This window comes from Paenibacillus sp. BK720, from assembly GCF_011761545.1.
Classification (GTDB): Bacteria; Bacillota; Bacilli; order Paenibacillales; family Paenibacillaceae; genus Pristimantibacillus.
Genome location: NZ_JAASRQ010000001.1, coordinates 1,087,825 through 1,102,292, shown reverse-complemented (window position 1 = coordinate 1,102,292; position 14,468 = coordinate 1,087,825). Strand labels below are relative to the sequence as shown.

11 protein-coding genes and 1 other RNA gene are annotated in these 14,468 nt (G+C 51.0%); 1 reads left to right on the top strand and 11 read right to left on the bottom strand.

The genetic code is table 11. The features are described from left to right. Positions 1 to 161: 161 nt before the first annotated feature. Entirely contained in the window at positions 162 to 2,024 is a 1,863-nt protein-coding gene (locus FHT67_RS04770; RefSeq protein WP_132304418.1) for a S8 family peptidase, read from the top strand. A 551-nt stretch (positions 2,025 to 2,575) separates the two neighbouring features. On the opposite strand, the gene rnpB is transcribed toward FHT67_RS04770, so the two are convergent. From rnpB to recO, 11 genes are all read right to left on the bottom strand, one after another. Then, an RNA gene (gene rnpB, locus FHT67_RS04765) (RNase P RNA component class A) lies at positions 2,576 to 2,980 on the bottom strand. A 64-nt stretch (positions 2,981 to 3,044) separates the two neighbouring features. After that, on the bottom strand, positions 3,045 to 4,166 hold the full coding sequence (locus FHT67_RS04760) for a Nif3-like dinuclear metal center hexameric protein (RefSeq protein ID WP_167196121.1): 1,122 nt from the start codon (positions 4,164 to 4,166) through the stop codon (positions 3,045 to 3,047). Further along, positions 4,133 to 4,921, bottom strand: coding sequence for a tRNA (adenine(22)-N(1))-methyltransferase (locus FHT67_RS04755; RefSeq protein ID WP_167196118.1), 789 nt, complete (start codon positions 4,919 to 4,921; stop codon positions 4,133 to 4,135). Before FHT67_RS04755 ends, FHT67_RS04760 begins: the two co-directional genes overlap by 34 nt. Next, positions 4,921 to 5,760, bottom strand: coding sequence for a hypothetical protein (locus FHT67_RS04750; RefSeq protein ID WP_132304412.1), 840 nt, complete (start codon positions 5,758 to 5,760; stop codon positions 4,921 to 4,923). Before FHT67_RS04750 ends, FHT67_RS04755 begins: the two co-directional genes overlap by 1 nt. Positions 5,761 to 5,859: 99 nt before the next feature. Next, on the bottom strand, positions 5,860 to 6,990 hold the full coding sequence (gene rpoD / locus FHT67_RS04745) for an RNA polymerase sigma factor RpoD (protein ID WP_132304410.1): 1,131 nt from the start codon (positions 6,988 to 6,990) through the stop codon (positions 5,860 to 5,862). Positions 6,991 to 7,021: 31 nt separating this feature from the next. After that, entirely contained in the window at positions 7,022 to 8,860 is a 1,839-nt protein-coding gene (gene dnaG, locus FHT67_RS04740; protein ID WP_167196116.1) for a DNA primase, read from the bottom strand. A gap of 41 nt (positions 8,861 to 8,901) precedes the next feature. Further along, positions 8,902 to 9,372, bottom strand: a complete 471-nt coding sequence (locus FHT67_RS04735; protein WP_132304406.1) for a YaiI/YqxD family protein — start codon at positions 9,370 to 9,372, stop codon at positions 8,902 to 8,904. Between the two features lie 84 nt (positions 9,373 to 9,456). Then, positions 9,457 to 10,275: a pyruvate, water dikinase regulatory protein gene (locus FHT67_RS04730; protein ID WP_132305294.1), complete on the bottom strand. Its 819-nt coding sequence runs from the start codon at positions 10,273 to 10,275 to the stop codon at positions 9,457 to 9,459. A 55-nt stretch (positions 10,276 to 10,330) separates the two neighbouring features. Continuing rightward, the gene (glyS, locus tag FHT67_RS04725) at positions 10,331 to 12,412 is read right to left on the bottom strand and encodes a glycine--tRNA ligase subunit beta (protein ID WP_167196113.1); all 2,082 of its coding nucleotides are present in this window, start codon (positions 12,410 to 12,412) and stop codon (positions 10,331 to 10,333) included. After that, positions 12,405 to 13,292, bottom strand: a complete 888-nt coding sequence (gene glyQ / locus FHT67_RS04720; RefSeq protein WP_127496388.1) for a glycine--tRNA ligase subunit alpha — start codon at positions 13,290 to 13,292, stop codon at positions 12,405 to 12,407. Before glyQ ends, glyS begins: the two co-directional genes overlap by 8 nt. Before the next feature lie 408 nt (positions 13,293 to 13,700). Further along, positions 13,701 to 14,450 carry a DNA repair protein RecO gene (gene recO, locus FHT67_RS04715; protein ID WP_167196110.1) on the bottom strand — a complete coding sequence of 250 codons (750 nt, stop codon included), beginning with the start codon at positions 14,448 to 14,450 and terminating at the stop codon, positions 13,701 to 13,703. Between the last annotated feature and the right edge of the window lie 18 nt (positions 14,451 to 14,468).

The following is a 14,468-nucleotide window of genomic DNA, read 5'->3' as shown; positions in this document are numbered from 1 at the left end:
CAAAAAAACTTAGGCATCAACAACATGATACCACAAATTACATTGGTTTGGTACTGGCGGTTCAGACATTGTCCGGCGCATATTTTCAGGCATGCGATGCGCAACCTAACCATTAGTGTTGCAACTACGCTGGCATAAGCGACGAAGGGACGAAAGAAACAATGAATGCGAAAAAATGGGTTGGTCTTTGCGCCATTATAGCACTGGTAGCTATTGTTGTACCCGGTACGCGATATATATTTCATGACCGGAAAGCACCTGAGTCCGAGGTAAGAAATTTCTCGGCACATCAGGAAAAGGCACTGAAAGTCAAAACCTTAAACAAAGATATGGACGCAACCGCTTTGCTCTGCACAACCGAGTGCAGCAAGGAATTCCGCAAGCTGATGACCGGAGATACCAATAAAGGCGCAATGAAAGCTCAGTCCGATAAAGTAGCCCATATGATGAGCATGCATAAGCATATGGTCTACATCAGCTGGATCAACGGTGACCGGAGCGTTGAGCGCGGCGCGCTTCCGGACAAAACGGCTTCGCAATACGTGGCCGATGCAAAAGCGCAAGTAAAAGCAGGCCAGCACTATCATTCCAAGCCATTCATGAGCGACACCGGCAGCCGGTACATGGTGCTTGGCGTTCCTAGCGGCAAAAATAACGGCATTGGCGTCGTTGGTGTCATTAACCAAGATATCGTTATGCAGGTCGAACGTCATCAAAAACGGAATTTGCGGCTTGTGCCTTACCCGGCCGAAGGCAACTACCGGATTGAATCGGTAGAACCCAATACCAACCGCGAGACGACGGTTCGTAATGGCGAAGACAACGGTAATGCCAGTCATTATCACGTCAAGGATGTGGTTGTACATTTTCAGGATAAGCTGACCAACAAGCAATTAGAACAAATCAAGCAAAAAATCAATGCCGAGAAAATTCAGCGTATTGGCGATACCTACGTATTCCGTTCGAAGAACATGGATGCGGATAAAATGGTTCATTATTTCCAGAAATCCTGGAAAACCGAATACGTTGAGCCTCACTATCTCTACCTGACAAACGAAACAGCTGGTGACTCGGCGGATATTATTACCCCTAACGATGCCCTGTACTCCCAATACCAGTGGAACCTGCCTTCCATCGAAACCGAAAAGGGCTGGGGCTTATCGAAAGGCAACGACAAGGTTATCGTAGCGATTCTGGATACCGGCGTCCAAGCCGATCATCCCGATTTGAAGGGCAAGCTGCTTAACGGCACAAATATCGTGGATTCAAACGCCGCTCCAAATGACGACGTTGGTCACGGCACCCATGTGGCGGGCATCATTGGCGCTACCGTCAACAATGGCGAGGGTGTAGCAGGCATCTCCTGGTATAATAAAATTATGCCGGTTAAAGTGCTCGATAGCAGCGGCGCAGGCTCGACCTATTCCGTAGCGCAAGGCATTATCTGGGCCACGGATCACGGCGCCAAAGTCATTAACATGAGTTTAGGCAACTATGCGCAAGCCGAGTTTCTTCACGATGCGATTAAGTATGCTTACGATCATGACGTCGTGATGGTTGCGGCAAGCGGCAATGATAATACGGACCGTCCTGGATACCCGGCTGCATATCCGGAAGTGTTTGCAGTCGCGGCAACGGACGCGGGTAAAAATAAAGCCTCGTTCTCGAACTATGGCGATTACATTGACGTAGCGGCGCCTGGCGACAGCATCGCCAGCACGTATCCGGGCAGCCAGTACGCGGCGTTGTCGGGCACTTCAATGGCGAGCCCTCATGTTGCGGCATTAGCCGGATTGATTCGCTCGATTAACCCTGACCTCAACAATGAAGAGGTTATGGACATCATGCGCAAATCCGCCATTGATCTTGGCGACAAAGGCAAAGATAACTATTACGGCTACGGCCTGATCGACGTAGACAAAGCTCTGAAGTCGGCATCGAACTATACGACCGCCCTTCAGAACTTTCCAAGCCAAACCGAACGCCGCCTGGAGGCGATTAGCCGGCGCTATAAAGCGGATTAAGACCAACGTTTGCGTAGCAGATGGCTCGTTGCGGACAGTATCTTCTTCCAGCCGCTGTGGACTCCCGCCGTTCAATTCTACAAAAACGGAAAGCATCCTCTGCCATTTCGCCGAGGATGCTTTTCTTTTCGGGTGACGACAATCTGCTCACTTTGCACAAAATACAGTATAATAAGCTTTCTTGAACCTGGAATCGGACTTATGCTGTATGAAATGCAGTATATTTCGCCAAGCATGCATATTTGAAGCCTTCCCGGGCGAGATATCCTGCATTTTCTGCAATATATCTGCCTCCTTTTGCTGCTACCTTGAAATATCGTGCATTTCGTACAACATCGCCAGATTGTTCCCCAATACGAACGAATCTTTACCGAGCGGCAGGCGGCAAAGCCTTATGAGGCGACCTCGGTTGTTCGATTGAGAAGGGAAAGGGTATCTCTTGCGAAGCGAGAGACACACCGTCCCCTACGAGCCAACCACCTAAACTTTCCGCAAGCAAGCAACAAAAAAGCCTCCCGGCGAATGCCAGGAGGCGTAATTTGTTGTCCGTTGCGGAAAGTTTGCCGTAAGCCGGGTTCTGTACTTCAAGTGGTATTAACGGGAACGACCCTCCCACAGCGAAGCGACAATCATCTATCTAGGCTGTTCATTGCTAAACAGCTCAAGCAACCAACCCGAACGAGCCTCGGGCTAAGGCTGCAGCTCTAGGCTGCTACGTTCTCTCGGTCTTGCTCCAAGTGGGGTTTACCAGGAATATAGTCACCCATACTCCTCGTGGTCTCTTACACCACGGTTCCACCCTTGCCTGTGCCGGCGTAAGCCGGCCATCGGCGGTCCATTTCTGTGGCACTATCCTTCAGCTCGCGCTGACTGGACGTTATCCAGCACCCTGCCCTGTGGAGCCCGGACTTTCCTCTCGCGGCAACAAGGCCGCCAGCGATTGTCTGTCAAACTTTCCGATGCACGAATAAGTATACAGGGTATTTTACAAAACCTCAACCTGTTTTATAGTCCCAATTGCTACACAAACCGGAAAGGTTCCGTATTAATGGTTGAAGGAACAGCCTTTGTTTCGTATTTCCGTTCGGCAAGCTGCTGATTAAGCCAATCGGCTACGCGCTGCTTCATAATCTTCTCGACATTATGGCCAGGATCTATGATCGAAAGACCGTCTGCAAGCGCATCGTGAGCGGAATGGTAATCGACGTCCCCCGTGATAAGAACATCCGCACCGGCAAATTGCGCATGACGGGCATAACGCCCCCCTGAGCCGCCTAATACGGCTGCTTTCTTAATAACTCTGTTCGGATCGCCAACCACGCGAACATAAGGAACCTCGAATACTTCCTTTACCTTCAGGGCCAGTTCTCCTAGGGTAACTGGCTGCTCAAGCTTGCCGCTGCGTCCAAGGCCAAAGGATCTGCCCTTCAGATCAACCGAATACAGGTCATAGACGACTTCTTCGTAAGGATGAGCCTTCAGCATAGCCTGAACAACCTTGCGGTGAACGCTGTGCGGAACAATCGTTTCAATGCGGATTTCCTTCGCTTTTTCCAATTGCCCCGGCTTGCCGATAAACGGATTCGTGCCTTCCCCAGGCAAGAAGGTTCCGGTTCCTTCGATATTAAAGCTGCAGTGGCTGTAGTCGCCGATATGGCCTGCGCCGGCATTAAACATCGCTTGAAGCACCTTTTCATGCTGATCCTCCGGGACAAATACAACCAGCTTATACAGCTTATCCGTATGCACCTCTTCAAGACATTGGCGGCCTTCCGCCTTAATGCCAACCAGATCGGCCATCCAGTCGTTGATGCCGCCGTCAGCCACATCCAGATTGGTATGCGATATATAGACCGCGATTTCATTCTTAATTAGCTTCTCGTAAAGCCTGCCTGCCGGAGTAGACGTATCCAGCTTCGCCAAAGGCCGGTAGATGATGGCATGATGCGCGATGATTAGCTCCGCTCCGGCGGCAATGGCTTCCTCGACGACTTCGTCCGTCACATCCAGAGCTACAACGATTTTCTGGATCTCCTTATTTAACGTCCCAAGCTGCAGCCCGATTTTGTCATTCTCGACCGCATAATGCTTTGGTGCCAGCTGCTCCATTATTTGGACGACGGTCTGCCCGTTTGCAAACATTGAAGCACCTCCTCGATTACATTCATTTCTTCTAGGAACTGCTGTTTCTTCTGCTCTGCCTGCTCCAGATCGGATTGGGACATCTGAGCTACAATCTTGCGAAGCTTATCAAGCTCCAAGCGCCATTTCTTGAAAAAGACCTCCTGCGGAGCACGAAGGAGATGCGGTCCCATCTTCTCCAAAATCGCTGCCCCCTTCTCCTGATAAGCCGGGAGCGTAAGAAAAGAGGCATCATATATCTCCGTATTTCGTTTCTTCCATTCCGCCTCATCATACTTGAAGGCATGCAGTACTTCGTAAATTTTATCGTCTTCTTCCAAAATGGATTCTTCCGCAAGGAACCATCCTCGCTTGAGCAGCCAGCCTCGCACAAATTCCTCGCCGATATTAGGCTGAAGAACAAGCTCCTTGACGCCGTCCAGCTTCCCGGCGGAATAACCCTCTTCCAGAATGCCGCTCATCAAGCTGCCGCCCATTCCCGCAATCGTTACCGTGTCGGCTTCGCCCGGTTGCAGAACGGATAAACCGTCCCCGCGCCTTACCTGCAGCTTGCCGGTAAGGCCGGCATCCGCCGCTTGCTTGCGTGCCGCTTCGAACGGACCGGGATTCAGTTCGCCTGCAATAGCAGACGGCACTCGTCCCGACTGAATCAAATAGACCGGTAGCAGCGCATGATCGGAACCGATGTCCGCTACGCGCGAGCCCGGCGTTACAAAGTCTGCGATTCTTTGCAGACGTCTCGATAATTTCAACATTAAGCAACCCACACCATCCATTGTTTTCGCATAAAGAACAACAACCCGCCGCCAGCGGCAATCTTCAGCAGCAATTGAAGCTGCAGCTGCAGCATAACCGGCTCGTTCCATGCAATCATTTCGTATAACTCCGGCATAAACCATAAGATCGCGCATGCCGCAAATAAAACCAAGGCTGCTTGCTTGGACCAACGGTGAACAAACCAGCATGCCCAGCCGAACAGAATCGAGAGCGGCATCCAGTAAAGCTGCGATTCATACCACTCCGGAGCGCTAGTAAACTTGGCCAGCAGCCATGCATATACCATTATTCCCGCAAGCCAGCCGCAAAGATGCAGCAGCTGGATTCTTGCCGCAATTCCGTACACCACCCAGAACAGCGCGCATAAACCAAGCATCCCTGCCTTCCAGCCCCAATCCGTCATCTCATGCTGATCCAATATGTATAGGCCTGCACCAAGCATCAATAGCATGCCTGCACCGGTTACGGCAAGACCTGCGGGCTCGTGGCGGCGCCTCAAACGCGCGCCAAACCCTAACAATCCAATGACGCCAACGGCCGAAACCCCAATTTGCAATAGGGGGTGAAAAACGTTAAAATAAAGCACAACAAAGGAAATTAAGGTAAAAAAACCAAATGTAAGGAGCCAATGCTTGCCGGAAGCTCGTTGTACGGCCATTACCGCTTTGGCGATCGAATGATTGGATTCTCGCTTTGTTTCCTGATCATGATCCATATACAAGTTAAGCAGAAAATCACAGTATTGATCCGGCAGCAATTTGCTTCTGCTCCAGTGCTCAATCTCTCTGACGATAATCTGGCGTCGCTCTTCATTCATATGCCTTATGTTGTCCTCTCCGGTAGAATGACGATAGGGTCAATTGGAAAAAAAGACCTTGCTGCAAGAGCAGAAAGGTCCTTATCGGTTAAAGCTATCTTATTCTAGGAAATCTTTAAGACGTTTGCTGCGGCTTGGATGACGGAGCTTGCGGAGCGCTTTCGCTTCGATCTGACGAATCCGTTCGCGGGTAACGCCGAATACCTTGCCAACCTCTTCGAGGGTGCGAGTACGGCCATCGTCAAGGCCAAAACGCAGACGGAGTACATTTTCCTCACGCTCCGTCAACGTATCAAGAACATCTTCCAGTTGCTCCTTGAGCAGCTCATAAGCCGCTGCGTCAGCAGGAGCCAGTGCTTCCTGATCTTCAATGAAGTCGCCAAGATGCGAATCGTCTTCTTCGCCAATCGGCGTTTCGAGCGATACTGGCTCTTGAGCAATCTTCATGATTTCCCTTACTTTATCGGTGCTGAGTTCCATCTCCGCGGCGATTTCTTCCGGGGTCGGTTCGCGCCCAAGCTCTTGAAGGAGCTGTCTCGAGACCCGGATCAGCTTATTGATCGTTTCGACCATATGAACCGGAATCCGAATGGTACGCGCTTGGTCCGCTATGGCGCGTGTAATCGCCTGACGAATCCACCATGTCGCGTACGTACTGAACTTAAAGCCTTTTTGATGGTCAAACTTCTCTACCGCTTTAATCAGACCCATGTTGCCTTCCTGAATCAAGTCCAGGAACAGCATGCCGCGGCCTACATAACGTTTCGCGATACTGACAACGAGACGAAGGTTCGCTTCCGCAAGTCTGCGCTTCGCTTCCTCATCCCCGTTCTCAATTCGTCTTGCCAGTTCGATTTCATCATCCGCCGACAGGAGCGGAACACGGCCTATTTCCTTCAAATACATGCGTACAGGGTCATTAATCTTGATTCCCGGAGGCAGAGCCAGGTCATCGTCGAAATTGAAATCATCATTTTCGCGATCCGAATCTTCTCCGCGGTTAAGCGGATCACGATCCTCATCCCTCTCGTTCAATACCTCAATACCTAAATCATCGAGCTGTTCGAAAAACTCATCGATTTGTTCCGGATCCTGATCAAACGGCGATAATTTCTCCATAATCTCTTTATAAGTTAAGGAGGCTCTTTTCTTCCCCTGTTCAATCAATTGTTCCTTCACTAAATCCAATTTTTGTTCGGCTTCTAGTTCAGTATGCTGATCATTCGCCATATTCCGACTCCCTCCTCCCTAGAACCGATCGTCAAGTCGTTCCTTTTAGCTGTCTCTCTAGGGTTATAATCTCACTTAACATTTGCGCGGCGAGCAGATGATCTCCGGCGCGTTCCGCCTGCATCATTTCCTCTTTTTTTCGGTCGATCTCCCGGAACCTAGGTACTTTGATAATGTCCTGAATATCGGCTTCCAAAATTGCATCGTCAAAAGGAAAATCTCCGTCCATCATCAGAATGGCTGCAGCCGTTCTCTCCAGACGTTCGTCTTGGAGCGAGGCGATAAACCTCCCGGCATCCGGATCATAGCCCTGCGCATAAAAAGCGTATAAATAAGCAGCAAGCGCTGCGTGATCCTCAATATTGAACGCGTCTCCCAGCTTTTCATGCACGGTTTGCGCCACATCCCTGTCGCGCATCATCACATGAAGCAGCCTCCGCTCCACATACGTATAAGCGGGCATTAGCACGGGAGGCCCCGATCTTCGGCGATTTTCATTCCTACCATTATTCCACGAATTGTCGTTATTATCCCTTCCGGGTTTCTTTTTTTGCAATTCTTGATGCTTAATGTGACAATCCTGCTTTAATACCTCTAATGGGAAATTAAATTCGCGCGAAAGCTCCTGCAGGTATACCTCGCGTTCAATAGCCGAATCAAGCTCTGCCACAATTCCGGCGGCTTCAAGCAAGTAATTTTTCCGACCTTCTTCTTTTAGCAGTATATGGTTTTTTCTTGAATATATAAGCTTAAATTTTGTAGTTGTGACAGGCTGATCAATGACTTCCCGAAGATAATCGTCGGGACCGTATTCGGTAATATATTCATCCGGATCCTTACCTTTCGGAAGCATGGCCACCATTACTCTAAGCCCCGCTCCTTCGAGCATCGGAATAGACTTCATAGCGGCAGCTTGTCCGGCGTCATCACCGTCATAACAGACCACGATTTCCTCAGCCTGCCTTGCAAGAATGCTGCAATGCTCCTCCGTCAAGGCCGTTCCCATTGTGGCAATCCCGTTCTTTACGCCGGCACTCCAAGATTTAATTACATCCATATACCCTTCGAATAAAACAACTTGCTTGCTCTTGCGGATGGCAGGTCGCGCATGATGCAGATTGTAAATCGTGCGGCTTTTCGTAAACAGCATCGTTTCCGGTGAGTTCAAATATTTCGGCTGACCGTCGCCGATAATTCGTCCCGCAAACGCCGTTACCTTGCCGTCCCGATCCCAAATCGGAAACATGATTCGTCCCCGAAACCGGTCTACATATCCGCTTCCGTCTGATTTCGCGGATAGCAGCCCGCCTTTCTCCATCAAGGAGGGATCGAAATTTCTCGCTGTTAAGAACCGGCTTAGCGTATCCCACTGTTCGGGCGCATAACCGATCATAAATTGATTGATCAGCTTGTCCCCAAACCCGCGCCCGCGCAAATATTCTTTTGCCTCGGTGCCGTACTGCGTATTGTTCAGCAAATAATGGTAAAATTTCGCAGTCAGCTCATGGGCTTCAAGAACAGCGCTTCGTTCCGTGTCGGCTGCCGTTGGCTTCGAGCCGTCCGGATTAGCCCAGGTAACAGGGATGCCCGCCTCTTCGGCAAGCACTCGGACCGCTTCTGGAAAGGTATAGCTTTCGATCTCTTCCACGAACCGGATAACGTTGCCGGTCTTCCCGCATCCGTAGCAGTGGAATATCTGCAGCTCCGGCGTGACGGTGAAGGAAGGCGTCTTCTCCGAGTGGAAGGGACAAAGCCCTTTCATGTACTTGCCGTTCTTAGAGAGATGAACGTATTTGCTCACCGTATCTACGATGTCATGATGACGGCGTACCGCCTCAATAACGTCATCCGGTATTTTACCGTAGGTCATTATCCATCACCTTCATCCTAATGACACGTAAATAATATTCGCTAAATGTCATGTTTCTCCTGCAAGTTTGATAAAACTTTTGTCAACTTTTGTTGAAAACGCTCCCGATCCTCATGATTCATTGCTTTTGGGCCTTTCGTTTTCCCCCCTGCGCGCCTTCTTTTCGCGGATTCATGACGCCGTTCCATCAAATAATCGATGTTCTCGTCCGAATACTCTTCGCCGCGCGGAGACAAAACGACAGCCCCTTTTCCGATTGCAATGCATGCCAGACCAAAATCCTGCGTAATCACGATATCGCCTTTGGCTATATGATTGACGATATACAAGTCGACCGATTGGCTGCTCCGGTCGACTTGCACAACCGAAACACCTTCCTGCGGCTCAAGCCGATGGTCATAGGAGGATACCATGACGACCGGGACGCGGAAGCTGCGTGCGGTCCGGGCAATTTCCGTCTTAACGGGACAAGCGTCGCCGTCGACGACGACTGTCGGTTGTTTAAGCTCCATCACGCATCCCCGCTTATTGTTGTATATTTCAATTACCGTACTATTATATACGGCAATACTTCAAAAAAATCCTGCATTTCAAGCTTAAACGCCGCGAAAATGCTCCATAATCAGACTCGCCGTTTCTTCCACCGCGCGATGCGACACATCGATGATGACGCATCCGATTTGTTTCATAATCGCTTCCGCGTATTCCAGCTCCTTCAGGATCCTGTCCTCCGCCGCATACGAAGCGCTGTCCGGCAGTCCAAGCGCCTTGAGCCTTTCCTTCCGGATCGTGTTCAAGTACGGCACGCCTATCGTTAGGCCGATAATCCGATCAACCGGGACGGTAAACAGTTCCTTGGGCGGCTTGATTTCCGGGACGAGCGGAATATTGGCTACCTTATATTTTTGATGCGCCAGATACATGGACAGCGGAGTTTTCGACGTGCGCGATACACCGATCAGCACGATATCCGCTTTAAGGACGCCGGAAGGGTCCTTGGCGTCATCGTAACGGACCGCGAATTCCACGGCATCCACCTTGCGGAAGTAATCCGCATCCAGAACGTGGTTGAGACCCGGCTCTTGACGGGAATGACGGCCGGTCTGCCGTTCAAGGCTTTCGATCAACGATCCGAGAAGATCGATGGCTTCCACTTCATGCTCCTTGGCAAGATTCTTCATTGCTTCGCGCAAGTGCGGAATAACAAGCGTGTAGAGCATGATAGCTCCGGAAAGCTTGGCCTGCAAAACGAACCTCTCCAAGGTGGGCACATCCATGACGAACGGTGCGCGGCGGATGTCCGTCTGCACCGGATGGAACTGCGCTACCGCCGCCCTCACGACCAGTTCTCCGGTATCGCCCGCAGCGTCGGATACGACGTAAATAATCACTTCAGCTGAACCTGCCACAATCATCATCCCTTCCTTCTATGGATTGACGACAATGATACTTTGACGAGTGCAACCTGTATTACCAGACCAGCTTCGAGAAGTCAGCTATAGCCGTAATGTCGTCCGCGATAAGCGCAAGAGTCGCCAGACGGTTGCTGCGCACGGCGTCATCCTTGGCCATAACCATTACCGAATCGAAATACGCGTTAATCGCCTGCTTAAGCGAAGACAAATTGGCAAGCGCGGAAGCGATATCCCCCTCGGCGATAGCTTCCGCGACCGCTGGATGGGCTTTTTGCCACTGCTCGTAAAGCGCGCCTTCCGCCGCTTCCTCAAACAGGGCCGAATCCACCGTGCGCGATTCCGCTTTGGAAGCAAGATTGCATACCCGGTTAAAGGCATCGATCGTCAGCTTGAATTCGCTTCTCTCGCTGCCGGAAGCCAATTCGTTAATCAACGCGGCGCGCTCGACGGTAATACGCAAATCGTTAAAGCCGGTTGCCATAACTGCGTCAACGACGTCATAACGATTAGCTTGCTCCGACAAAACGTTCTTCACGCGAAGCGCAAAGAAGTCGTTCATGTCTTTGCGAATCTCGTCCGCGCCGCGTTTCATTCCGCGTGCTTCATGCACCTGGAGAGCCGCGTCAAACAGGTCTGTCAGCTTCAGATCAAGGCCTTGAGCCAGAATAATCTGAACGATACCCGATGCTTGACGGCGCAGGGCGTACGGATCCTGCGAACCTGTCGGAATAATGCCGATCGAGAAGCAGCCCGCGATCGTGTCCATTTTGTCGGCAAGGCTGACAATGGCGCCTACGAGGGATGCCGGCGCGCGATCGCCAGCAAAGCGAGGCTGATAGTGCTCATTGATCGCTTTTGCTACCGTTTCGCTTTCTCCTGCTTTGCGGGCGTAATCCTCGCCCATAATGCCTTGCAGTTCAGGGAATTCGTATACCATTTGCGTAACCAGGTCGAATTTGCAAATATCAGCCGCGCGGCTTGCCGCCGAAGCTGTGTCCGCATCGACGCCCAGCTTCGAGGCAATCAGATCGGTTGTCGCGCGGATTCTTCTAACCTTATCGGCAACCGTACCCAGCTCTTCGTGGTAAACGATATTTTCAAGCTTCGCAAGCGCATCGTTAATCGCAAGCTTCTGGTCTTCCTCGTAGAAGAATTTCGCGTCGGACAGACGAGCGCGAAGAACCTTCTCGTTGCCTTTCGCAACATTCTCGATCGAAGTCCGGTCGCCGTTACGCACGGTTACGAAGAACGGCTGCAGCTGGCCTTCCGCGTTTAATACCGGGAAATAGCGCTGATGCTCGCGCATCGACGTTATAAGAACCTCTTGCGGAATGTTGAGGAAAGCCGGATCAAACGTTCCATATAATACGTTCGGATACTCGACCAGGAATAAGACCTCTTCGAGCAAATCTTCCTTGATCGCGATTTCCCAGCTCTTCTCTTTGGCAAGCTCCTCGATTTGAGTCACGATCAGCTGCTCGCGTTCTTCCACGTCAACAATAACATGCTGCTCGCGCAGACGCTCTTTATAATCCGCCGGAGATGCAACAACCGTCTCCTCGCCCAGGAAGCGATGGCCGCGGGATACATTGCCGCTCTTTACGTTCGTGATTTCAATCGGAATAATGTCTTGCCCAAACAAAGCGATAATCCATTTGATCGGACGCACGAACTTCAGTTCATAACTGCCCCAACGCATGTTTTTCGGGAAGGACATCGATGTGATCAGGTTTGTCAGCCCTTCCGGCAATACGGAAGCCGTTTCCGTGCCTACGCTGCTTTTGTTCGCATACACGTACTCAACGCCGGCAAGCTCCTGGAAAAAGAATTGCTCCGGATCAACGCCTTGGCTGCGCGCGAAACCAAGCGCCGCTTTGCTCCAGTTGCCTTGATCGTCAAGGGCGATTTTACGCGAAGGACCTTTAACCTGCTCGTTGACGTCTTCCTGTTTCTCGGCTACGCCTTTTACATACAGGGCAAGACGGCGAGGCGTAGCGAACACCTCAACCGATTCGTACGGAATGCGCGAATCGTCGAACCATTTGACCGCCTTGTCCTTCAATTGGTTCATGGCGCCGCGCACAAAACGCGCCGGTACTTCCTCAAGTCCAATCTCCAGCAATAAATCCTTAGCCATTGTTCTCCACTCCTTTCTTCAGCAGAGGGAAGCCGAGACGTTCCCGCTCCTCCAGATAAGTCGCTGCGCAAGCGCGCGCCAAGTTGCGGACGCGCATAATATAGCCCGTGCGTTCCGTTACGCTTATAGCGCCGCGTGCGTCCAGCAGGTTAAACGTATGGGAGCATTTCAACACGTAATCGTAAGCCGGAAATACGAGGTTATGCTCCATCGTTTTTTTGGCTTCTTCCTCATACATGTTGAACAGCTGGAACAACATCGCTGAATCGGAAGTCTCAAACGTATATTTCGAATGCTCGAATTCCGGCTGCAGGAAGACGTCACCGTAAGTTACGCCGTCTACCCACTCCAAATCAAACACATTCTCTTTTTCCTGAATGTATGAAGCGAGGCGCTCCATGCCGTACGTAATTTCGACCGCAACCGGGTTGGCATCGATGCCGCCGACTTGCTGGAAGTACGTAAATTGGGTAATTTCCATGCCGTTCAGCCATACTTCCCAGCCAAGGCCCCATGCGCCAAGAGTGGGGGATTCCCAGTTGTCTTCGACAAAGCGGATATCGTGATGCTTTGGATCGATTCCAAGACGCTTCAAGCTTTCCAGATACAGCTCCTGAATGTTGTCGGGGGAAGGCTTCAGGATGACCTGAAATTGATGATGCTGATACAATCGGTTCGGATTCTCCCCGTAACGGCCGTCGGCAGGACGGCGGGAAGGCTCCACATAAGCTACGTTCCATGGCTCCGGGCCAATCGTGCGGAGGAAGGTCATCGGGTTCATCGTTCCCGCGCCCTTCTCGACATCGTACGGCTGTACGAGGATACAGTTTTGCTCTGCCCAGAACTGCTGCAGAGTCAATATCATGTTTTGAAAATTCATGACCTCTTAGCTCCTTTATCGTTTAGTATGGCGAAGGCGGGGACACAAAAAGCTCCCGTCTCTACGCCTGCTCCCAGACGTAGGGACGAGAGCTGCTGACTCCCGCGGTTCCACCCTACTTGACCTCCGCTTGTCGCTGCTCATTCCAGCAGCGTGCGAAAATCCTCTTTTCGTTAACTGACTCCGGAGTGCCTTTCGCAAATTTAGCCTGACCGGGCTCCCACTATCCCCGGATCGCTAATTCAAGGCATCAACTGCTACTTTCTCCATCACTGTCCATCTTCATATTCAAATATATTAAACACTTTTCATGCAGTTGTCAAACCAGTTATTAGGTACTAATGCCCAAGATCAATCATACGGAATAATAAAAAACGGCATGCTCGGTCAACGGACTGAGCATGCCGCTTATTCGAAGGAATACTTATCCATTTGATCAAGAAACGTTCTCGATTTCAATTGAATGCCGATATGGACATCCATAAGTTCCCGCATCAGCTTCTTGAGCTCTTTCTTGGTCTCCGGCTTCACCTGAATGGCGCCAAGACGCCTCAGGTCCATCCGGCTGAACAACCGCAGAAGCTTATAAGCCCCATCCCCCATCGCAATTGCCTGGGCATCGTTTCTTGCGCAGCTCGGGCATAGCACTCCGCCTGCGTGCGGACTTAAGCGGAAAGGTCCCTGCTCGCTGCCGCAATTGACGCAGGCCTCCAATTCCGGAGCATAACCTGAAGCCTCTAATATTCGCATCTCGAACAAATGCGAGACGATTTGCGGATCTTTCCCTTCCTCCATTGCGGCAAGCCCGGCCTTAAGCTGTTCAAACAGCATCGCGCCGGATTCGTCTTCCTGGAGCATCTTGTCCGTAAGCTCAGCCAAATAAGAAGCGTAAGCCGCCAAATCAAGCTTCTCACGTAAAAGATGGTGAGATTCGAGAATCTCACCAGCATTGAGCGTGCCTAAACCTTTATTTCGGAAAAATACGAACTCGCCGTATGTAAATGGCTGCGCGAGAGAAGCATGCCTGCTCTTCACCTTCTTCGCGCCGCGCACCATTACGCCAAGCTTTCCGTTTGTTTTCGTCAGCAGCGTAATTATTTTATTGCCTTCCCCATAGTCCATGCTGCGGATGACAATGCCCTCCACACGATATAGCATACTACCTTCTCCCCCATG